The organism is Aliigemmobacter aestuarii, from assembly GCF_004799285.1.
Lineage (GTDB): Bacteria > Pseudomonadota > Alphaproteobacteria > Rhodobacterales > Rhodobacteraceae > Aliigemmobacter > Aliigemmobacter aestuarii.
Genome location: NZ_SSND01000001.1, coordinates 74,261 through 96,880, shown reverse-complemented (window position 1 = coordinate 96,880; position 22,620 = coordinate 74,261). Strand labels below are relative to the sequence as shown.

11 protein-coding genes and 1 tRNA gene are annotated in these 22,620 nt (G+C 65.0%); 6 read left to right on the top strand and 6 right to left on the bottom strand.

Features of this window, described 5'->3' with window-relative positions:
- Positions 1 to 11: 11 nt before the first annotated feature.
- Positions 12 to 794, bottom strand: coding sequence for an exodeoxyribonuclease III (gene xth / locus E7811_RS00395; RefSeq protein ID WP_136392636.1), 783 nt, complete (start codon positions 792 to 794; stop codon positions 12 to 14).
- 151 nt (positions 795 to 945) lie between these two features.
- Here xth and E7811_RS00390 point away from each other — a divergent pair, with 151 nt between their 5' ends.
- A complete protein-coding gene (locus tag E7811_RS00390) occupies positions 946 to 1,869 on the top strand; it encodes a M23 family metallopeptidase (protein ID WP_168732888.1) in 924 nt (307 codons plus the stop codon).
- A 9-nt stretch (positions 1,870 to 1,878) separates the two neighbouring features.
- Here the strand turns inward: E7811_RS00390 and E7811_RS00385 are convergent, their stop codons facing one another.
- Positions 1,879 to 2,598 carry a hypothetical protein gene (locus tag E7811_RS00385; RefSeq protein ID WP_136392634.1) on the bottom strand — a complete coding sequence of 240 codons (720 nt, stop codon included), beginning with the start codon at positions 2,596 to 2,598 and terminating at the stop codon, positions 1,879 to 1,881.
- A 109-nt stretch (positions 2,599 to 2,707) separates the two neighbouring features.
- Complete coding sequence (locus tag E7811_RS00380; RefSeq protein WP_136394154.1) at positions 2,708 to 3,034, bottom strand: HesB/IscA family protein; 327 nt, start codon at positions 3,032 to 3,034, stop codon at positions 2,708 to 2,710.
- An 84-nt stretch (positions 3,035 to 3,118) separates the two neighbouring features.
- On the opposite strand from E7811_RS00380, the gene E7811_RS00375 reads away from it, so the two are divergent.
- Positions 3,119 to 4,276: a deoxyguanosinetriphosphate triphosphohydrolase gene (locus tag E7811_RS00375; RefSeq protein ID WP_136392633.1), complete on the top strand. Its 1,158-nt coding sequence runs from the start codon at positions 3,119 to 3,121 to the stop codon at positions 4,274 to 4,276.
- Positions 4,277 to 4,496: 220 nt separating this feature from the next.
- On the opposite strand, the gene E7811_RS00370 is transcribed toward E7811_RS00375, so the two are convergent.
- Both E7811_RS00370 and E7811_RS00365 read right to left on the bottom strand, forming a co-directional pair.
- Positions 4,497 to 4,964 carry a disulfide bond formation protein B gene (locus E7811_RS00370; protein WP_136392632.1) on the bottom strand — a complete coding sequence of 156 codons (468 nt, stop codon included), beginning with the start codon at positions 4,962 to 4,964 and terminating at the stop codon, positions 4,497 to 4,499.
- Positions 4,964 to 5,542 carry a YqaA family protein gene (locus E7811_RS00365; protein WP_136392631.1) on the bottom strand — a complete coding sequence of 193 codons (579 nt, stop codon included), beginning with the start codon at positions 5,540 to 5,542 and terminating at the stop codon, positions 4,964 to 4,966. Before E7811_RS00365 ends, E7811_RS00370 begins: the two co-directional genes overlap by 1 nt.
- A 169-nt stretch (positions 5,543 to 5,711) precedes the next feature.
- Here E7811_RS00365 and ypfJ point away from each other — a divergent pair, with 169 nt between their 5' ends.
- The 4 genes from ypfJ to E7811_RS18135 all read left to right on the top strand — a co-directional run bounded on the left by ypfJ (position 5,712) and on the right by E7811_RS18135 (position 21,825).
- A complete protein-coding gene (gene ypfJ / locus E7811_RS00360; protein WP_136392630.1) occupies positions 5,712 to 6,560 on the top strand; it encodes a KPN_02809 family neutral zinc metallopeptidase in 849 nt (282 codons plus the stop codon).
- Positions 6,561 to 6,619: 59 nt separating this feature from the next.
- Positions 6,620 to 6,705, top strand: a tRNA-Leu gene (locus E7811_RS00355).
- A 773-nt stretch (positions 6,706 to 7,478) separates the two neighbouring features.
- Positions 7,479 to 10,928: an Ig-like domain-containing protein gene (locus E7811_RS00350; protein ID WP_136392629.1), complete on the top strand. Its 3,450-nt coding sequence runs from the start codon at positions 7,479 to 7,481 to the stop codon at positions 10,926 to 10,928.
- 499 nt (positions 10,929 to 11,427) lie between these two features.
- Entirely contained in the window at positions 11,428 to 21,825 is a 10,398-nt protein-coding gene (locus E7811_RS18135) for a Hint domain-containing protein (RefSeq protein WP_136392628.1), read from the top strand.
- On the opposite strand, the gene E7811_RS00340 is transcribed toward E7811_RS18135, so the two are convergent.
- Entirely contained in the window at positions 21,822 to 22,436 is a 615-nt protein-coding gene (locus E7811_RS00340) for a nucleotidyltransferase family protein (RefSeq protein ID WP_136392627.1), read from the bottom strand. The genes E7811_RS18135 and E7811_RS00340 overlap by 4 nt on opposite strands.
- Positions 22,437 to 22,620: the final 184 nt, after the last annotated feature.

Below are 22,620 nucleotides of genomic sequence, written 5' to 3'. Positions count from 1 at the left end.
GCGGCGGCGCGTCAGATGTCCAGTTCGACCCAGACCGGCACGTGATCGGAAGGCTTGTCGCCCGCCCGCACCATCCGGTCGATCTGGCAATCCGTCAGCCGGTCGGCGGCCTGCGGCGACAGCAGCAGATGGTCGATCCGGATGCCGTTGTTCCGTTCCCAGGCATTCGCCTGATAATCCCAGAAGGTGTAATGCCCCGGCCCCTGATGACACGCGCGGAAGGCATCGGTAAAGCCAAGATGCAGGATCCGGCGAAAGGCCGCGCGGCTTTCGGGCAGGAACAGCGCATCCTCGACCCAGGCCTCGGGCTTTGCCGCATCCTCGGGCTGGGGGATCACGTTGTAATCCCCGATCATCGCCACCGGTTCCTCGGTCGCCAGAAGTTCGGCGGCGCGGCTCTGCATCCGGTCCATCCAGGCCAGCTTGTAGTCATATTTCGGCCCCGGCGCGGGGTTGCCATTGGGCAGATAGAGCCCGCAAACCCTGATCGCGCCCTTGTCCCCGATCACTGTCGCCTCGATCCAGCGGGCCTGTTCGTCCTCGGGGTCGCCGGGCAGGCCGCGCGTCACATCCTCCAGTGGCAGCCGCGACAGGATCGCCACGCCGTTGAAGGATTTCTGCCCGTGCGTTTCCACCCGATAACCCATCCCCTCGAACACCTCGCGCGGAAAGGCGTCGTCCACCGACTTGATCTCTTGCAGGCAGACGACATCGGGGCGCGCGGCGTTCAGCCAGCGGGGCAGCGCCTCGGCCCGGGCCTTGATGCCGTTGATGTTGAAGGTGGCAAGTTTCATCGGCGGACCTTTGCGCAAGGATCGGGGCTGCACCGACCGTTCTAGGCAGAGACCCGCCGACCGGCAAGGCGGAATGCCGCCGGGCCGGTTTGACGGAACCCGACCGCCGCGCGATAGCAGGACCACACGCGCAACGGTTGCAAGGCCCCGGATGACCTATCTTCCCCTGATCCAGACGATTTTCTGCCTTCTGCTGATCCTGTGGCTGGCGTTCCGGCCCTTTGCCGGTCGCTGGCGGTGGGTGCAGGCGGGGGCGGTGGGGCTGGCGATCGCCGGCGTCGGGCTAGTGGGGATGTGGCAATGGCCCTCGGTCCATGCGCCCTGGGTGATGGGCGGGCTTTGGGCGCTGGCGGCCCTGTTCGGCCTGCGCCGGTCGGTCCGCAACCGGTCGCGGCTGCTGGCCGGTGGGGCGGTGCTGGCGCTTGCCGGGATCGGCGCGGGGCTTGTCGTCGTGGCGCTCGACGGGCGGCGCGCACCCGAGGGCACGCTGGCCGATCTGGCGCCGCCGCTTCCCGAAGGCGTCTACTGGGTGGCCAATGGCGGACGCCACACCCTGATCAACGCGCATCTTGCGGTGGCACGCCTTCCCGCAGACCGGGCCGAACGCTGGCGCGGGCAGATGCATGGCGTCGATCTGGTGGCCATCGACGACCTGGGCCGCCGCAAGACCGAAGGGCAGGCCGAGGACCCGTCCCGCTATCTGATCTATGGCCGCCCCGTGCTGGCCCCCTGCGCGGGTCGCGTCGTCGCCACCGAAGCCGCGCTGCCCGACATGCCCGTGTCGCAGATGGACATCGAGTTTCCGCTGGGAAACCACGTCATCCTGGATTGCGGCGGCCTCTGGGTCGTGCTGGCGCATCTTCGCCCCGGTTCGATCGAGGTCAGCGAGGGGCAGGAGGTGGGCCAGGGCGCGCCCCTGGGCGAAGTCGGCAACAGCGGACGGTCGTCCGAGCCGCACCTGCACATCCATGTGCAGGAACCGGGCCTGCCCGACAGCCCGGTGGCCGCTGCCCCACGCTGGATGCGGATCGCGGGCCAGTTCCTGGCGCGCGGTCATCTTCTGCGGCTGCGCTGAGAACCCGGTTCAGGCCGCGGCCCGGATCGCGGGGGCGGCGGCCTTCAGCCACAGATCGTCGAGATGCCGCAATTCAACCGCCGAAAGGCGCCCGATCTCTTCCCAGTAGCGGCCCGAGGGAACCAGATAACCCAGCTCCGCCTCACGCCGCAGCGCGCGGTTTGCGGCCGCTTCATCGAAGGAGGCGGGTGCCGCGCGGTCGATGCGGTCGGGCCGGACCCGCGGAAAGACCAGCCGCGTCGGGCCGTCCGACAAGTTGACCAAGGCGATCCCCTGCATCGCCGCCAGCACCATCGCCCGCGCCGACTTCGCCTCGAGCGATTGCAGCGTGATGTCCGCGCGCAGCGGATCGGGCGTTCCCTGTCCGTAGAAATGCGTCCGGCCCTGGCGCGGGTAATGCATGTCGCATCCCATGAAGCCGATCACGCGCGGGGCATGGGCATGAAGCACCCAATAGGCGGCCGTGAAGGCCATCGTGCCCCCGCCATAGACGAAGCCGCCGAAGGCGTTCTGCGCCGGCACGAAATCGGCCTCCGTCACCAGCCGTTGCCCGGCTGCCGGGCTCGGCTGGCGGTCTTGCGGGAAATCCCAGGGAAAGATGCATTCGTCCCAGTCGGGGCGGATCATATGGGCGTTGTTGATCGCCACGATCCGCCCGAAGGCGCCGCGCGGCCAGGAACGTGCCAGAGGGGCACTCGGCCCCGACCCGAGGATCAGCGCAGTGTCCATCTTCCGTCCTGTCCCAATTCCGTTGCGGGACAGCTAGCGCCCTGATGTCGCATGTCTAGGAAGAGATTGCGAAATCTGCGGAAAACGGACGACGCGGCAAGCCGCCCGGTCAGATCGAAAAGGACGTTCCGCAGCCGCAGGACGAACTGGCGTTGGGGTTTTCGATCACGAAACGTGCCCCGATCAGTTCATCGGAAAAGTCGATCACGGCATTCTGCAGGAAGGGCAGCGACACCTCGTCAACCAGCACCTTCTGCCCGTCCTTCTCGATCACCAGATCGCCCGAGGCCGGATCGTCCAGCCGGATGTCATACTGGAACCCCGAACATCCGCCCCCCTCGACGGCCACGCGCAGCGCGCGCAATTCGCCGGTCGCCTCGGCGATCTCGGCCAGGCGGGCGAAGGCGCGATCGGTCACGCGCGGCGGAAGCGTCAGGTCCATCACGGCGAAAGCCCCTGTTTTTCTGCGACATAGGCAATATAGGATGAGCAGGAAGACCAGACAAGAACAGGCGGACCCATGCTTGCCCCCTATGCCTGCCAGCCCGACGCCTCGCGCGGGCGGCTTTTCCCGGAACGGATGAGTTCGTTCCGATCCCCCTTTCAGCGCGACCGCGACCGGATCATCCATTCCAGCGCCTTCCGACGGCTGAAGCACAAGACACAGGTCTTCGTCGAACATGAGGGCGATTATTACCGCACGCGGCTCACGCATTCGATCGAGGTGGCGCAGGTCGCGCGCACCATCGCGGGGGTTCTGGGGCTGAACACCGATCTGGCGGAATGCATCGCGCTGGCCCACGACCTGGGCCACACGCCCTTCGGCCATACCGGCGAGGACGCGATGGAGGCGCTGATGGCCCCCTATGGCGGGTTCGACCATAATGCGCAGGCGCTCAGGATCGTGACGCGGCTGGAACGCCATTACGCCGATTTCGACGGGCTGAACCTGACCTGGGAATCGCTGGAAGGCATCGCCAAGCACAACGGTCCCGTCACCGGCGATCTGCCCTATGCGCTGGCCGAGGTGAACGCGGCCTTCGATCTGGAACTGGGAACCCATGCCAGCGCCGAGGCGCAGGTGGCGGCCATCGCCGATGACGTGGCCTATTCCCATCATGACCTGCATGACGGGCTGCGCTCGGGCCTCTTCTCCGAAACCGACCTGATGGAGCTTCCCGTGACCGGCCCCGCCTTCGCCGAGGTCGACCGGATCTATCCCGGCCTCGAACGGATGCGGCGCCGGCACGAAGCCCTGCGCCGCGTCTTCGGCGTGATGGTCGAGGACGTGATCGCGGTGGCGCGCGGGCGGCTCGAGGCCGCGCAGCCGAAATCCGTGGACGACATCCGCGCCATGGGCACCACGATCATCCGCTTCTCGAAACCGCTTTACCAGGACCTGAAGGCGGTGCGGTCGTTCCTCTTCACCCGCATGTACCGTGCCCCCAGCGTGATGCGCGAACGCGCGCGGGTGACGAAGGTGGTCAACGGGCTTTTCCCGCTCTTCCTGTCGCGACCCGAGCTTTTGCCGCAGGAATGGCGGGCCGATGTCGATGCCGCGCAGGGCGACGCGGAACTGGCCCGGATCGTGGCCGATTATGTGGCCGGCATGACCGACCGTTTCGCGATCCAGGAATACGAACGTCTTGTCGGTGACCTTCCGGCAGTGACGGAGTGATCCGCCATCCGGCGGCTCGGGGCGCGGAAAGGGGGCGCTGCCCCCTCGGGCCTTCGGCTCTCACCCCCGGGATATTTGCGTCAGGTTGAAGCGCATTTGACTCAAATTGTCCTTCAACCTGGCGAAAATACCCTCGGGGGGTGAATTTGGCGCAGCCAAAGAGGGGGGCAGACAGCCCCCCTTCCTTCCCGACTCCGTCCTTGCGGGCGCCCGCAGGCCGTCAGCGGCGGCGGATCTGCGCGGCCATCACCCAGACCGCCGCCAGGGCCAGCGACGCGAAGAGGTTGAGGTTCGGCATGGTCAGCCCGAACATCTGCCAGACGATCTCGTCGCAGGGGACGGGGGCCGCCACGACGATCGTCGGATCCAGGAGCTGGTCCACGCTCAGCCCCTCGATCGAGCCAGAGGAACAGGAGGCCGGGCCAGGCCACCACTTCCGCTCCACCCCCGAATGATACGCCGCGATCGCCGCCGTGGCGAGCGCGGCCAGTGCGCCGAGCCAGGGCAGGGTGCGCCCTTTCAGCAGCAGCGCCAGAAGCCCGATGACCACCGCCGCGGCATGCGGCCAGCGCTGCCACAGGCACATCTGGCAAGGCGCATAGCCGCCGATGTGCTGAAAGCCGAAGGCCGCCGCCAGAAGCGCGGCCGATCCGCCTGCGGCCAGAAGAATGAGCGTCGTGCGTGACATCAGAGATACCTCACGGCGGCGAACCCGCCCAGAAGAAGCAGGACGGCCAGGGTGAACATCAACCCCAGACGCCGTTCGATGAAGTCGCGGACCGGCGGGCCGTATTTCCACAGAAGTGCCGCGACCAGAAAAAAGCGCAAGCCCCGCGCGGCGACACTGGCCACCATGAACACCGTCAGCGACAGGCCCGTCGTTCCCGACAGGATGGTGATCACCTTGTAGGGGAAGGGGGTGACGCCCGCAATCAGCACGGCCCATGCGCCCCATTCGTTGTAGCGCTGCGAGAATTCGTCGAAATAGGCGTCCTTGCCATAGAACTGCAACACCGGCTGGCCGACGGTTTCAAACAGGTAGGCGCCGATGAAATAGCCGAAAAGCCCCCCCACGACCGAGGCCACCGTCGCCACCGCCGCGATCGCGAAGGCGCGGTGCGGCCGCGCGAGGATCATCGGGATCATCAGGATGTCGGGCGGGATCGGGAAGACCGAGCTTTCGATGAAGGCCACGAAGGCCAGCGCCGCCATCGCGTGGCGGTGCCCGGCCAGGGAGAATGTCCAATCGTAAAGCGCGCGGATCACTGGCCCTTGCCCCCGTTTGCGGTTGGCCCTGCTTGCATCACGGGGCGGATGCTGCGTCAAGCCCGCGACTTCGGCTTTGCCAGGCGGCATGGCATATCCTATGGATAGGAAAGGCACCTTTCCGCGCAGGATCCGGGTCGCGGCGGAATTGGGACAGGGGGGGACGGTCATGGAATGGAAGGGGCGGCGCGGCAGCCGCAACATCGAGGACCGGCGCGGCCGGGGCGGTGCGGTCCGTGCCGGCGGCGTGGGGGGCGTGGGGCTTCTGGCGATCCTGGCGATCGGCTATTTCCTCGGCGTCGACGTCACGCCCTTGCTGAACGATCCCGGCGTCGGCGGCGCGCCCGCTGGTTCCGAGATGACCGAGGCCGACCGCGCCGCGGGGGAATTCGTGTCGGTCACGCTGGCCGATACCGAAGAGGTCTGGGCGCGTGTCTTCGAGGAACAGCTGAACCGCGCCTATACGCCGGCCGTTCTGGTGCTTTACAAGGGCGTCACGCAGTCACCCTGCGGCGGGGCCAGCGGCGCAACCGGCCCGTTCTACTGCCCCGGCGACCAGAAGGTCTATCTGGATACGGATTTCTTCACCACGATGTCGCGCAAGCTGGGGGCCGGCGGGGATTTCGCCGCCGCCTATGTGGTGGCCCATGAGGTGGCCCACCATGTCCAGAACCAGCTGGGCATCCTTGGCAAGGCGAACCAGGTCCGCCAGCAGGTCAGCCAGGCCGAAAGCAACGAGATCTCGGTCAGGATCGAGCTTCAGGCCGATTGCCTTTCGGGGATCTGGGCCCGGGGCGCGCATGAACAGTTCGGGTCGGTCGAGCCGGGCGACCTGGAAGAGGCGGTGAACGCGGCGCGCCAGATCGGGGATGACACGCTGCAGCGCAACGCCGGCCAGCGCCCGATGCCCCATACCTTCACGCATGGCACATCCGAGCAACGGTCCCGCTGGTTCCTGCGCGGCCTGCAATCCGGCGATCTGGCCCAATGCGACACCTTTGCCGCACGAACGCTCTAGACGCATGGCCCGGGCCGGGCGATTGACGCCCGTTCCCGCGCAGGATAAACCCGCCTCGGGCCCGAGTGGCGGAACGGTAGACGCAGGGGATTCAAAATCCTCCGCCCTAACGGGTGTGTGAGTTCGAATCTCACCTCGGGCACCATCTCATGCGGTTTTTGGCAGGACCCGGTCGTCCGACTGGTCGCCGGCGCGGTGATTCGGCTTGTTCACGGACAGGACCGTTCCGCCTTTGGAAAAAGACCGGTGGAATCCGCAGCATTTTCCGCATTCCGGCAACAGGCGTGACGGCACGAAACCAGGGTCAGCCGGATTTCGGCATCTGGGTTAACGACTTGGTTGCCGGTGGTTCTGTTCACGAGGTGGAAACAGTTGCGCCTCATGGCTGACGCTGGCGGTCGCCAGAAAAGCCGGCTTCCCCCGGAAATTCCGGGAAAAATCATGCCAATCTTCGGTACCTTTTCCCATCGCTACCATTGACGATCCGGAAACTGCGGTGCAACCACAGATTGCAAGTATTGTGGCAAAGTAAGGAAAAATTGTGACGCGCCACTGGCAGGTCGACACGACTTTGCCTTTTTTCGCTTCCCCGAAACCGATTCAGACATTATTCATTATGAGGTCCTCCTGGGTAGGACTTGTGGCCGTGGGGGCGGTCGTTCAGTGGTGTAGTGCCGGAAGGCATGGGAGTAAGTCGGAAACGCTGCCAAACTTCGGAAATTGATCCGCAAGCCGGACCTGGACAAAAGGCCGGACCCCCGTTTTCCCGGGGCAGCTCTCTGTACCTCGCACAATCTGACGACGGGCATCAACGTCCTCGCCGTGGCAACACGTGAGGGCACATGGTGTTTGCCTCCGTTCGGAGGCTGGTGATCTGAAGGGCCCCTGCGGGGTTCTGGATGAAGCGAGGTAAGAACGATGCCGGTTTTCGCGCTGTACAATCTCGACGACGCAGGCACGACCGCGGCGGACTCGGCCCTGGGCAACGGCGCCCAGCAGGGCATCTACCTGAACGGTGCGACCTCGGTCGGCGGGCAGGCGGTGCTGGACGGGGTCAACGACCTGGTCAAGATCTACCCCGACCCGACCTTCCAGCTGCCGCGCGGCACGCTGGAAATCCAGTTTACCACCGGCGATGCGGCCATTTCGGCGCCGCAGACCGTTCTTTCGCGCGACAGCGTCGGCGTGACCGAAGGCGGTTACCGGCTCCAGGTCATGCCCGATGGCTCGATCCAGATCCTGCACGAAGACACCTCGGGCAGCGTCAGCTTTGGCACGCCCGCCGGGTTCTATGCCCCCGGTGACGAGGTCAACGTCACCTATTCCTGGGACGAGAACGGCGTCGGCCGCCTCGAGATCACCAACCTGACCCAGGGCACCACCTTCGCGGATGACGTGCCCGAGGGTCTGACGATGGACATGTCCGACAGTGGCCAGAACCAGCCCTGGATGATCGGCGCGGGGCAGGCCAGCTCGAACCCCGGCCAGCTCGACAACATCGACCAGTACTTCGCCGGCTCCGTCGAATTCTTCTCGCTCTCCGACAGCGTCGATAACCTTGACGCTCCGCCGGTTGCGAACCCCGACAGCGCCGAGACGGACGAGGACACGCCCGTCGTGATCGACGTTCTTGGCAACGACACCGATCCGGAAGGTCAGCCGCTGACCGTGACCGGTACGCCCACGGCGCCGAACGGCACCGTCACGGTGAACCCGGACGGCACGCTGGAATACACGCCCGCCCCGGATTTCAACGGCACCGACACGATCACCTACACGATCACCGACCCGGACGGGAACGAGGCGACCTCGACCGTCACCGTCACGGTGAACCCGGTGAACGACGCGCCGGTGGCCGAGGATGACGCCTCGACCACGCCGGTGAACACGCCTGTGACCTTTGCGGTTCTGGGCAACGATTCGGACGTCGATGGTGATCCGCTCTCGGTGATCTCGGTCGGCACCACGCCGGACGGCACCGTCGCGATCAACCCCGACGGCACGCTGACCTTCACGCCGAACGCGGGCTTCACCGGCGTTACCTCGGTCGACTACACGATCACCGACCCCGAGGGCCTGACCGACACCGCGACCTGGACGATCACCATCACCGACGACCGCCCGGTTGCGAACCCCGACAGCGCCGAGACGGACGAGGACACGCCCGTCGTGATCGACGTCTTGGGCAACGACACCGATCCGGAAGGTCAGCCGCTGACCGTGACCGGTACGCCCACGGCGCCGAACGGCACCGTCACGGTGAACCCGGACGGCACGCTGGAATACACGCCCGACCCGGATTTCAACGGCACCGACACGATCACCTACACGATCACCGACCCGGACGGGAACGAGGCGACCTCGACCGTCACCGTCACGGTGAACCCGGTGAACGACGCGCCGGTGGCCGAGGATGACGCCTCGACCACGCCGGTGAACACGCCTGTGACCTTTGCGGTTCTGGGCAACGATTCGGACGTCGATGGCGACCCGCTCTCGGTGATCTCGGTCGGCACCACGCCGGACGGCACCGTCGCGATCAACCCCGACGGCACGCTGACCTTCACGCCGAACGCGGGCTTCACCGGCGTTACCTCGGTCGACTACACGATCACCGACCCCGAGGGCCTGACCGACACCGCGACCTGGACGATCACGGTGGAAGCGTCGCCGCCGCCGCCGCCCCCCCCGCCGCCGGTCAGTGACGGCTATGTCGACGGAACGCCGGGGGGCGATCTGATCGACGTCGGCTACACCGGCGACCCGGACGGCGACTTCATCGACAACGACGATGCGATCCTGCCCGGCGACAGCGGCAATGACGATCATGTCCGCGCCGGCGATGGCAATGACACGATCCTGTCGGGCGACGGCGATGATACCGTCGATGCCGGCGCGGGCGATGACCTTGTCGATACCGGCGAGGGTGACGATACCGTGGGCGGTGGCCGTGGCAATGATACGATCGCCACCGGCGACGGCAACGACCTGGTCTATGGCGGCGCGGGCGAGGATGTGATCGACACCTCGGGCGGCGTGCCCCTGCCGAACCGTGACTACCCGGGCCTTTACCCGGCCGATACCGCGCCCACCGATGACGAGGATACCGTCTATGGGTCGGGCGGCAGCGACACGATCACCACGGGCGATGACAATGACGTCATCTTCGGCGGTGGCGGCGGCGATCTGATCGACGGCGGGATCGACGACGACACGATCTTTGGCGGCACCGGCAGCGACACGATCATCGGCGGCGAAGGTGCCGACGTGATCGACGGAGGCGACGATGGCGACCTGATCTATGGCGGGCTCGATCCGAGCTTCCCGGACGAGATCAACATCCCCGACGCGACCGACCTGCGCCCCGACAACGGTACCGACACGATCTTCGGCGGCGGCGGGGATGACACGATCTTCGGCTTGGACGACGACGATGTGATCGACGGCGGTGACGGCAACGACCTGCTGGACGGCGGCATCGACGAGGACACGATCACCGGCGGCACCGGCAACGACACCATCACCGGTGGTCTTGGCCTCGACAGCCTGGCAGGCGGTGACGACCGTGACACCTTCATCGTCAATGCGCCGGAAGACGGCATCGGCGACGTGATCGACGGCAACGAGGGGGGCGACGACTTCGACACGCTCGACTTGCGCGGCGCCGGTCCGCTGCGGATCGACTACGACCCGTTGAACGTGGAAAACGGGACGGTGAATTTCCTTGACCCGGATGGCAATGTCACCGGCAGCCTCGTCTTCACCAATATCGAGAACGTCATCCCCTGCTTCACCCCCGGCACGCTGATCGCGACGCCGCGTGGCGAGGTTCCGGTGGAAAACCTGAAGCCGGGCGACCGGGTGATCACCCGCGACAACGGCATTCAGGAAATCCGCTGGACCGGCCACAAGGCGATGACCTGGCGCGACCTGACGGCGAACCCGCATCTGAAGCCGATCCTGATCCGTCAGGGCAGCCTTGGGAACGGCCTGCCGGAGCGTGACACGATGGTCAGCCCCAACCACCGCATCCTGGTCGCCAACGACCGCACCGCGCTTTACTTCGACGAACACGAAGTGCTGGTAGCGGCCAAGCATCTGGTTGCGGGGCGTGGCGTGCAGGAGGTGGACAGCGTGGGGACGACCTACATCCACTTCATGTTCGACCGGCACGAGGTGGTGTTGTCGAACGGCGCCTGGACCGAAAGCTTCCAGCCTGGCGACTACACGCTTAAGGGCATGGGCAATGCGCAGCGGAACGAAATCTTCGAACTGTTCCCGGAACTTCAGACTCGCGAAGGGCTTGATGGCTATGCGGCTGCGCGCAAGACGCTGAAGAAGCACGAGGCGCGTCTTCTGATCAAGTAAGGTTTATGCAGCGGGGTCGGCTGCGCCATCTGTCGCACCGGCCCCAATGGAAAAGCCCCGGCACTGCCGGGGCTTTTTCTGTTGCGGACGACGGATGCGATGCCGGACGCCTTTCCTGCGCGCCGGAATCTGTCGCGGATTTTCGCGAAATCGCTTTGGGCGCGCCTGTGTCGCGCAGGTTTCAACCCAAGGTTTGCGATGCCGGATTCCCGCCATGATTTGGCCCGCTCTTTTCCCTAAACCCTCTGTTCTGAAACAATTTTCAGCCATTGATGCAATGTAGACAGCATCTGTCAGAGGGCATTCCGGCGCGGTAGGCGGTGGGTGATTCGTAACTTGTGAGGATGTGGATGTGCGGCGGAAATGAGATCGTTCTGGCGGGATTTGTTAATCCGCCGTGCCCTAGATTGACGACTCAAAACCCCGGTTTGTCCTGCGCCTTTCGCGTCGTCTCGCCCCCGGTGACGGGTGCGGGCGTTGCAGTGTGTGGAGTGTAAAGATGGCCATCGCGACGGAACTGAATATCAACACGACGGCCACAGCCGAACAGATGTTCAACACCATCTTCGGCGATGGTGTGCAGCTTGTGGCGGGCACGGCCACCTTTACGGGCGCCACGATCTCGTCGGGGATCTATTCGGGCGCGCTGACCACAATCCCCGGCGTGTCGCCCACCGATACCGGTGTGATCCTTTCGACGGGGAACGTCACGGATTTCACCAACAGCAGCGGCACGACCAATACGAACGTCAACACCGGGACGACCACCGATACCACGGGCAGCGTCGATGGCGATGCGCAACTGAACGCGGTGGCGGGTGTTTCCACCTTTGACGGCGCGATCCTGACGGCCAGCTTCATTCCCGACGGTGACTTCTTGACGATGCAATTCGTCTTCACCTCGGAAGAATACCCTGAATATGTGAACGGCGGCGTGAACGACGCCTTTGGCGTATGGGTCAACGGCACCTTCGTGCCGGTGTCGATCAGCGTCGCCGGCAATGTCTCGATCGACAGCGTCAATTCGGGTTCGAACGAAAACCTGTACCGCGACAACACCGCCGACCAGTTCAACACCGAGATGGACGGCATCACCTATGTACTGTCCCTGAAGGCGCCGGTGAACGCGGGACAGGTGAACACGATCAAGATCGGCGTGGCCGACGGCGGGGATGCCCAGCTGGACTCGAACCTCCTCATCATGGGGGATTCCATCCAGACCGTCGTTCTGGCGATGGACGATCAGGTCAACACCATTGCCAACAGCAGCCGCACCTTCGACATTCTGGCCAATGACGCGGACGATGGCGGCAACCTGACCATCACCCAGATCAACGGCACCGATGTGGTGGCGGGGCAAACGGTGACGCTGGCCTCGGGTCAGCAAGTGCGGCTGAATGCCGACAGCACCATCACCGTCTTTGCCAACAGTGTTCTGGGCGAAGAGGCGTTCAGTTACACCGTGACGAACGGCACCACGACGGACGTGGGCTATGTCACGATCAACACCGTGTCTTCGGCCACGGCGGACGGGATCGTCTCGGGCACCAGCGGAAATGACACGATCGACGCGTCCTACGTGGGCGACCCTGATGGCGACCGGATCGACAATAACGACGGTCAGGGCGTCATGGGCACGACCGGGAACGATGACCTTGTCTATGCCGGCGCGGGGAATGACTCGGTCGTGTCGGGTGTCGGCAACGACATTGTCTATGGCGGCGCGGGCAATGACGCGCTGTCGGGCGGCGCGGGTAACGATACGATTTCCGGCGATGACGGCATCGACAGACTTTACGGCGGGGCCGGGGCCGACAGCCTTTCGGGCGGAGACGGCGACGACAGCTTCTTTATCGGCGACAATACGGGGGGTGGCGTTGATACCATTGTCGGGGGTGAAACCGGGGAAAGCCCGACCGGCGACACGATCGACACGACCCTGACCTCATCCGGTGTGACCGCCACCTTCACCGGGAACGAAAGCGGCAGCATCAGCTATGCCGGCGGTGGCGCGGCCTTCTCGGAAATCGAAAACATCACGACCGGCGCGGGCAACGATACGATCAATGCCTCGGCCAGCACGACCGATCACCGGTTCGATACGGGGGCCGGGAATGACTCCATCATCGGCGGTTCGGGTGACGACGCGATCAATGGCCAGTCCGGCAATGATTACATCGCGGGGGGCGCTGGTCTTGACGACCTGAGCGGCGGCGAAGGCAGCGACACGATCCTCGGGCAGGAGGGGGCCGATTACATCGCTTCGGACAGCCGCAGCTTCGATCCCTCGGACTACCCTTCCTCGACAGGCGTCAACCTCACCACCCTGACGGTGACAAACACTGCCGATGGTCCGATCCGGCTTTTCTGGGTCAACGGGTCGGGTGTTCAGCTGCTTTATGCGACGATCCAGCCCGGCGAGACCCATGTCCAGTCGACCTATGTCGAGCATAACTGGGTGATCGCGGACACCGATCATCAGCTTGACCTGATCCTTGGCGCCCCGAACCAGACCTATGTCTTCGGGGACGAGCCGATGGGCGACAGCGTCTCCGGCGGCACCGGTGACGATACGATCTATTCCCAGTTCGGAAATGACACCGTCTTTGGCGGCGCGGGCAACGATTGGGTCGATCTGGGCAGCGGCAACGACAGTTTCGGCACTTTCGGGGATGACAGCATCGGCAACGACACCGTCTATGGCGGCACGGGCGATGACATCATGATCACCGGCACCGACAATGACCAGATCTATGGCGGTGCCGGTGCCGATACGTTGTCAGGCGGGATCGGGTCCGACAGCCTTTATGGCGGCGCGGATGCGGACGCCTTCTGGATCACCGACGACCACGATTACGACCGCGTCGAGGGTGGCGAGACCGGAAGCGATTTCGACCAGATCCAGTTCAGCAACTTCGCCACGACGCAGGGCTTCAACGTCAACTTCACCGGCAACGAGGCCGGCACCTATCAGGCCCGAGGCGATGCCGGAACGACCGGCGACTTCAGCCAGATCGAAGGCATTTCGGGCACCGACTATGCCGACAACATCAATGCGACCAACTCTGCCAGCTTCCAGTGGATCAACGCGGCCGGCGGCGACGACACCGTCTTTGGCGGCAGCGCTGCCGACGAGATCCTGGCCGGCACCGGCAACGATACCGTCAACGCAGGCGCGGGCGACGATACCGTTTCGGGCGAAGTGGGCAACGACACCTTGCAGGGCCTTGCCGGCAATGACCTGATCTATGGCGGGGCCGACGACGACACGATCGACGGCGGCAGCGGCAACGACGTGATGTATGGTGGCGCCGATTCCGATACCTTCACGGTTTCGGCGGGTTTTGGTCAGGACACCGTGATCGGCGGCACCACCGGCTCGGACTATGACACGCTTGACCTGTCGGGCATGACCAATCCGGCCTCGGTGGTCTTTACCGCACCGGGCGCCGGTGTGGTAACCGATACCGTGACCGGCCACACGATCACCTTCTCGGAAATCGAACAGCTGATCCTGTCGCCGCAGGCTGATGTCGTCGATGCCAGCCTGAACGACGGCTATACCTATATCCAGAGCCGCGACGGCAATGACCTGATCACCGGCAGCGCCGTCGACGACATCTTTGACGATGAAATCGGCGTCCCGAACGGGCAGGGCAACGACACCTTCCATGGCGGCGCCGGTAATGACGTGCTGTGGATGGGCAATGACGACGACCTTGCCTATGGCGGTATCGGCAATGATTTCATCGGCGGTGAGGCCGGCAATGACTCGCTTTACGGCGATGCGGGCAACGATACGATCGCCGGTCATTCCGGCGACGACCTTCTCGACGGCGGCGAAGGCAACGACGAAATCCTTGGCGGCGCCGGGAATGACACCATCGTCATGTCCGACGACTTCGGCAATGACACGATCATCGGCGGCGACGGCTATGACGTTCTGGACCTGAGCGGCCAAACGACCGGCGGTTTTGTCACCTTTTCGGAGATCGAAGAGATCCGTGCCGGGAATTATGACACCTCGATGACCTGGACCGCGGACCCGATCCTGTATCAGGGCGGCGCCGCGAATGACACGGTGGTCGCAGGCAGCGGCAACGACACGCTGAACGGAAGCACCGGCAACGATGTGCTGACGGGCGGCGGCGGCAATGACGTGATGTCGGGCGGCGACGACGCCGATACCTTCTACGGCGGGGCGGGCGACACGGTCGTGGGGGGCGAAGGCGGCACCGACGCCGACACGCTCTATGTCAGCGATGTGTCCAGCATCGTCTATGGCGGCGGCAACAACGAAGCCGGCACCGTCTTTTTCGCCGGCGGCGGTTCACTGTCCTTTTCCGAGATCGAGAACGTCGTCCAGATCACGAACACGCCCGACGGGATCGTGCATGGCACCGCGGGCAGCGATGCGATGCCGGTGGGCTATGTTGACGCGCAGGGCGATATCATTGACGGCGGTGACGGCCCGGTGGGCGATATCCAGGCCGACGATATCTTTGCCGATGCGGGCAATGACACGGTGACCGCGGGCGCGGGCAACGATCAGGTCTACGGCGGCGACGGCAACGACTCGCTTCTGGGTGGGATCGGCGACGACTACATGCAGGGCGATGTCGGCAACGATTTCGTCTCCGGCGAAGATGGCAATGACTTCCTGCGCGGCGACGCGGGCAATGACACCGTCCATGGCGGCACCGGCAATGACTCGGTCTATGGCGGGGCGGATGACGACAGCGTCTTTGGCGGCGACGGAAATGACCAGGTGTTCGGCGGCTTTGGCACCGATACCGTCTATGGCGGTGCGGGCGATGACAGCGTCACCGGGTCGGGCGGCAATGACATCGTCCATGGCGACGATGGCAACGACTTCCTGCAAGGCTCGGACGGCAACGACACGCTCTACGGCGGCGACGGGGCCGACACGATCCTGGGCGAGGAAGACGCCGACGTCATCTATGGCGGGGTGGGCGACTATGTCGACGGCTATGAGACCGTCACCACCGGCACCGACAGTGACACGCTGCATGTCTCGAACGTCGATTACATCGACTGGGATGTGCTGAACCCGGAAAACGGCACCGTCCATTTCAACGGCGGCGGCACGCTGCAGTTCTTCAACATCGAAAACGTCTTTGTCGACGGCACCCAGGTCTTTTCGCCGAATTTCGTGGTTCAGGGCACTGCAGGCGCCGATCTGATAAACGTCGCCTACGTCGGCGACCCCGAAGGCGACATGGTCGATACCTCCGACAACGCGGTGGGCGACAATGACGATGTGATCACCGCAGGCGATGGCAACGACACGGTCGTTGCGGGCGACGGCGACGACTCGGTCCTTGGCGACGCGGGCGATGACGAGATCTATGGCAACAGCGGCAATGACACCGTTCTGGGTGGTGTCGGAGCTGATTCAATCTGGGGTGAAGACGGCGACGACAGCCTTTCGGGCGGCGACGATAACGACCTCCTGCTGGGCGGCCTCGGCAACGACACGCTTGTGGGCGACGCGGGCGATGACGAAATGTTTGCCGCCGAAGGGGCGGACCTTCTGGATGGCGGTACCGGCAATGACTCGCTTTGGGGCGAGATCGGCAACGACACGCTGTATGGTGGCGTCGGCAATGACCAGTTGGCAGGCGGCAGCGAAAACGACTTGCTTGACGGTGGTGCTGGCAACGACCTGCTGATGGGCGAAGAGGGCAACGATACCCTCGCGGGTGCTGCGGGCGCTGACACCTTCTTTGGTGGCATCGGAGCCGACAGCCTGTCCGGCGGCGATGGCGATGACCGCTTTGCCATGGAAGACGGATTTGGCGCCGACACGATCATCGGCGGCGAGGCGGTCGAAACCAACGGCGACACGCTGGATCTGAGCGGGCTGACGACAGGCGTGACGGTCGATCTGACTGACAGCAACCCCGAGACGGGCACCGTCAGTGACGGGGTATCGACGGCAGGTTTCACCGAAATCGAGAACATCCTTCTCGGCGGTGGCCGCGACACGGTGGTTCTGGCCGATGGGTCGGGCGCCGATGCGGTCGAGCAGTTCGACATGACCGACTCGGGCAATGGCACGACCAACGACCAGCTGGATGTGTCGGGCCTGACCTCGGATGGCGGCACGACCCCGGTCACTACCAATGACGTCGTGGTGACGGATGACGGCGCAGGCAATGCGGTTCTGACCTTCCCCGGAGGCGAGACGATCACCCTGATCGGCGTCAGCCCGGCGCAATTGGCCACACCCGCAGCCTTGGAATCGATCGGCATTCCGGCGGCTCCGGCGGATTACATCGTCGAGGGCACCGCGGGCGCCGATCTGATCGACGATTTCTACACGGGTGACCCCGAAGGCGACATGATCGACGCCTCGGACAACGCCGCGGGGAACAATGACGATGTGGTGCAGGCTGGTGCTGGCAACGACACCGTCCGTGCGGCCGATGGCAACGACACCGTCGACGGTGGCACCGGCGACGACGTTCTGGACGGCGGGGTCGGCAATGACAACCTGACCGGCGGAGACGGCAATGACCTGCTGTATGGCGGCGCGGGCGACGACAGCCTGACCGGCTGGACGGGGCGGGACGCGTTCTTTGGCGGCGATGGCAATGATACCATCAACACCTGGGGTGGCGTGGGCGACACGGGTGCCGACACAGTCTATGCCGGAGCGGGCAACGACCAGGTCTATGGCGGCCCGGGCGGCGACAGCGTCTTTCTTGAGGGGGGCGACGACCGGTTCGGCACCTATGGCGCCGACAGCGCGGGCAATGACACCGTCGGCGGCGGCACCGGCAATGACACGATCATCGGCGGTTTGGGCGACGACTCGCTGGCGGGCGACGCGGGCAATGACAATCTTGGCGGCGGCACCGGCAATGACACGCTTTACGGCGGGGCCGATCAGGACACGCTTTATGGCGAGGACGGCGTCGATTATCTGGACGGCGGCACCGGCAATGACCTGCTGTATGGCGGGGCGGATCGCGACACCGTCTATGGCCACGATGGCAACGACACGATCGACGGCGGCGATGGCAACGACCAGATCGGCGGCGGGCTGGGTGACGATACGATCCTCGGCGGTACCGGCGATGACGGCATCGAAGGCAACGACGGCTTTGACACGATCGCCGGCGGTCTGGGCAATGACCTGATCTATGGCGGCAACAATGACGACGTCCTGAACGGCGGCGACGACAACGACACGATCTTTGGCGATGCGGGCAACGACATCATCGAAGGCGACACCGGCAATGACACTTTGCGTGGCGGGGTCGGCAATGACAGCGTTGCCGGCGGTCTGGGCAATGACGTCGTTTACGGTGACGATGGCGATGACACGCTCTTTGGCGGCGAGGGCAACGACAGCGTCTATGGCGGCGTCGGCAACGACACTGTGCATGGCGACGACGGCAACGACTTTGCCCAGGGCTTCCTCGGAAACGATCTGATGACCGGCGGTCTGGGCAATGACACGCTGGACGGTGGTGACGGGGCCGATACCGTGCTGGGTCAGGAAGGCGACGACTTCCTGATGGGCGGCAACGGTGACGACAGCCTGTCAGGAGGTATCGGCAACGATACGCTGTGGTCAGGTGAACAGAACGACATCCTGAACGGCGGCGCGGGCGATGACAGCATGTCGGGCGAGGGTGGCGACGACAGCTTTGTTCTGGGCAACGGGTTTGGCGCCGATGACATCATCGGTGGCGAAAGCGGCGAGACGACCGGCGACACGCTTGATGCTTCGGCCATCACCGTGGACTCGGTGCTGGATCTCAGCCTTGGCAATCCGGGCGATCCCGAAGATGGCCGCCTGTTCGCCGGAACGGACATCGCGACCTTCCAGCAGATCGAGAACATCCTTCTCGGCTCGGGCAATGACAGTGTGACCGGCTCGACGGGGGACGACGCTGTTTCGACCGGTGCGGGCAATGACACGGTCGATGGCGGCGCCGGCAATGACACGTTCGATCTGGGTTCGGGCGGCGACGCGGATCTGGTGATCCTGGGCGACGGCGACGGAAACGACACGATCACCGGGTTCGAGGCCCCGATCGACAACGGCGACGGAACGTTCACGGGGCTCGACCTGCTGGATGTGTCCGACCTGACTTCGGACGGCGTAACGCCGGTCACCACCAACGACGTGACGGTCTCTGACACCAACGGCGACGGCACGGGCGACGCGATCCTGACCTTCCCGGATGGCACCTCGATCACGCTGACGGGCGTGCTCGCCACGGCGGTCTCGACCGTGCCGCAACTGGTGGCCCTGGGCATCCCGGTTGGTCCGGATGGTGTCGTCGATGGCACCGCGGGCGGCGATGTCATGGATACGTCCTTTGTCGATGCGCAGGGCGATCAGGTCGACGGCACCGACGGCAATGACGATGTGATCTATGGCTATGACGGCAATGACACCGTTCTGGCGGGCATCGGCAATGACCTCGTCTATGGTGGCGACGGCGACGATACGATCGAGGGCGACGACGGCAATGACACGCTCTGGGGCGAGCTTGGCAACGACACGCTGTCGGGTGAGCTGGGTAATGACACGCTGGACGGCGGCGAGGGCGATGACTACCTGACCGGCGGCGACGGCGGCGATGGCCTTGTCGGCGCGGCGGGCAACGACACGCTCTTTGGCGATGCGGGCAATGACACGCTGTCGGGCGGGGAGGGGGTCGATGACCTGACCGGCGGTCTGGGCGACGACCTGATGGACGGCGGCACCGGGAACGACCTGCTGATCGGAGACGAGGGCAACGATACGCTGATCGGTGCCGAAGGCGACGACACGATCTATGCCGGCGACGACAACGACAGCGTGTTGGGAGGCGACGGCGAAGACTGGCTCTATGGCGAGCTGGGAGACGACATCATCGAGGGCGGCCTGGGCAACGACACGGTCTTTGGCGGCACCGGCAATGATACGGTGCAGGCCGGCGCGGGCGACGATGTGGTCGATGGCGGCACGGGCAATGACTCGATCTTCGGGTTCGAGGGCAATGACACCGTCGATGGCGGAGACGGGGATGACTATATCAACACCCGCACCTCGGCGGGCACGGGCGTGCCGGATGTGGGCCTTGTCCACCCGACGAACCCGGTGCTCAGCTATCCGGCCGATGCCGACCCGAACAACGACCGTGACAGCGTCATCGGCGGGCTTGGCAATGACACGATCCTGACCGGCGATGACGACGACACGATCTATGGCGGCGCCGGGAATGATATGATCGACGCGGGCTTTGACGATGACATCGTCTATGCCGGTGCCCAGAACGACATGGTCGAAGGCAACGAAGGCGCCGACACGATCTTTGGCGAGGATGGCGATGACCTGATCTATGGCGGTCTGAACCCGACGAATCCGGATTTCGCGGCAGCCAGCCAGTATGACCTGACCGACGACGTGGACCCCGCGCCCCTGAACAACGCCGATAGCCTTGTCGGTGGCGCGGGCAATGACACGATTCATGGCCTCGACGACGCAGACACGCTGGAAGGCGGCGACGGCAATGACGTGCTCGATGGCGGGATCGACAATGACTATGTGCTCGGCGGTGCGGGCGATGACAACCTGATCGGCGGCCATGGCGACGACAATCTCAGCGGCGACACCGGTGCTGATACGCTGGACGGCGGCATCGGAAACGATCAGGTTTTCGGCGGCGAGGACAATGACCTTGTCTATGGCGGCGACGGCAACGACGAACTGATCGGCGAGAGCGGCGACGACACGATCTATGGCGGTCTGGGTGACGACCAGATCGATGGCGATTTCGGTGCCGGGGTCGCTGGCAATGATGTCATTGATGCGGGCGAAGGACAGGACACTGTCTTTGGCGGGGGTGGCAACGATCTGGTCAATGCGGGCGACGGCAACGACTTTGCCCTTGGCGATGACGGCGACGATACCGTCTATGGCGATGCGGGCGACGACACCGTCGGTGGGTGGTCCGGCAACGACCTCCTCTATGGTGGTGACGGCAATGACCTGATCAGCGGCGACGGCGGCAATGACACGCTGATCGCCGGCGCCGGGGCCGACCGCCTGTATGGCGGCGACGACCGCGATACCTTTGTCATCGATGCGGGCAATGGCATCGGCGATACAATCGTCGGCGGCGAGGGTGGCGACGACTACGACACGCTCGACCTGCGGCCCTGGGGCAAGGCGCTGACGAATGTCATCTTCGACGCGCCGGGTTCCGAAAGCGGCACGGTCGAGTTCCTCGACGGCACCGGGGCGGTGATCGGCTCGATGGCCTTCTCGGAGATCGAGAATGTGATCCCCTGCTTCACGCCGGGCAGCCTGATCCTGACCGATCGCGGCGAGGTTCCGGTCGAGGCGCTGAAGATCGGCGACCGTGTCCTGACCCGGGATCACGGCTATCAGACGATCCGCTGGATCGGTCGGCGCAACCTTTCGGCGGCGGACCTTGCCGAACGTCCGGAATTCGCCCCGATCCGCATCGCGCGCGGCGCGCTTGGCAGCAACCTGCCGGAACGCGACATGATGGTCAGCCCCCAGCACCGGATGCTCATGACCGGACCGCTGGCCGAGATGTTCTTTGGCGAACATGAGGTTCTGGTCGTGGCCCGGCATCTGGCCGGTCAGGCGGGGGTCGTGCAGGTCACGCCGGAGGAGGGTGTGAGCTATATCCATATCCTCTTTGACCGGCACGAGATCGTCCGCGCCGACGGCGCATGGAGCGAAAGCTTCCAGCCCGGCGACATGACGCTGAACGGGATGGACGCGGCGCAACGGGCCGAGCTTTTCGCGCTCTTCCCGGAACTGGCCGAGGATGCGAGTGCCTACCCGGCGGCGCGCACGACGCTCAAGGCGCATGAGGCGCAGGTGCTGCTGTCGGCCTAGCGGCCGGGGGCGGGGCTTCCCCGGGTGGCGGACCAGGCGGCCCAGTCCTCGGGCGTGTCCAGGTCCAGCGTGGCGCGGGTCCCCGGCAGCGCGACCGCGTTGATCGTATCGCGCCGGTCCGCGAGGATCGCCCGCGCGCCTTCGTCGCCGGTCAGGCGGGAAAGCGCGGGCAGGATCTTTGCCGGAAAGACGACCGGATGGCCCGGCGTGCCATCGGCCGCAGTGGCGCGCGTGATGCGGTTCGGCGCGGCCAGCGCCACGGTCGCCACCTTGGCCAGATCCGCGTGGCCGAGCTCAGGCATGTCGGCGGGCAGCACCATCAGCAGCCGTGCCGTCCCCGCCGCCGCCACGCCCGCGCGGATCGAGGCCGCCATGCCGCTGGCCGCATCCGGCACGGGTATGGCTTCGGCCCCCAACCCCGCAATCGCCGCCGCACGGTCGGGGCGATCCGGCGGCAGGGCCACCAGCACCCGCCAGCCCGTCCGGCAGGCGGCGCGCGCGATCCGCGTCAGCTGCGCCTCGCCGTCGATGACCTGCAACAGCTTGTCCGCCCCCCGCATCCGGCGGGCGGCCCCGGCGGCCAGGATAAGGATCGCGGGATCGTCATGCATCGCGGGCAGGCTAGCAAAGCAGAAGGGGGGCTGTCTGCCCCCCTCTTTGGCTTCGCCAAATTCACCCCCCGAGGGTATTTTCGTCAGGTTGAACGACAATTTGAGTCAAACTTGCTTCACCCTGGCTCAAGTATCCCGGGGGTGAGCCGGTGCAGCCGGCGAAGGGGCCGCGCCACCTGCCACC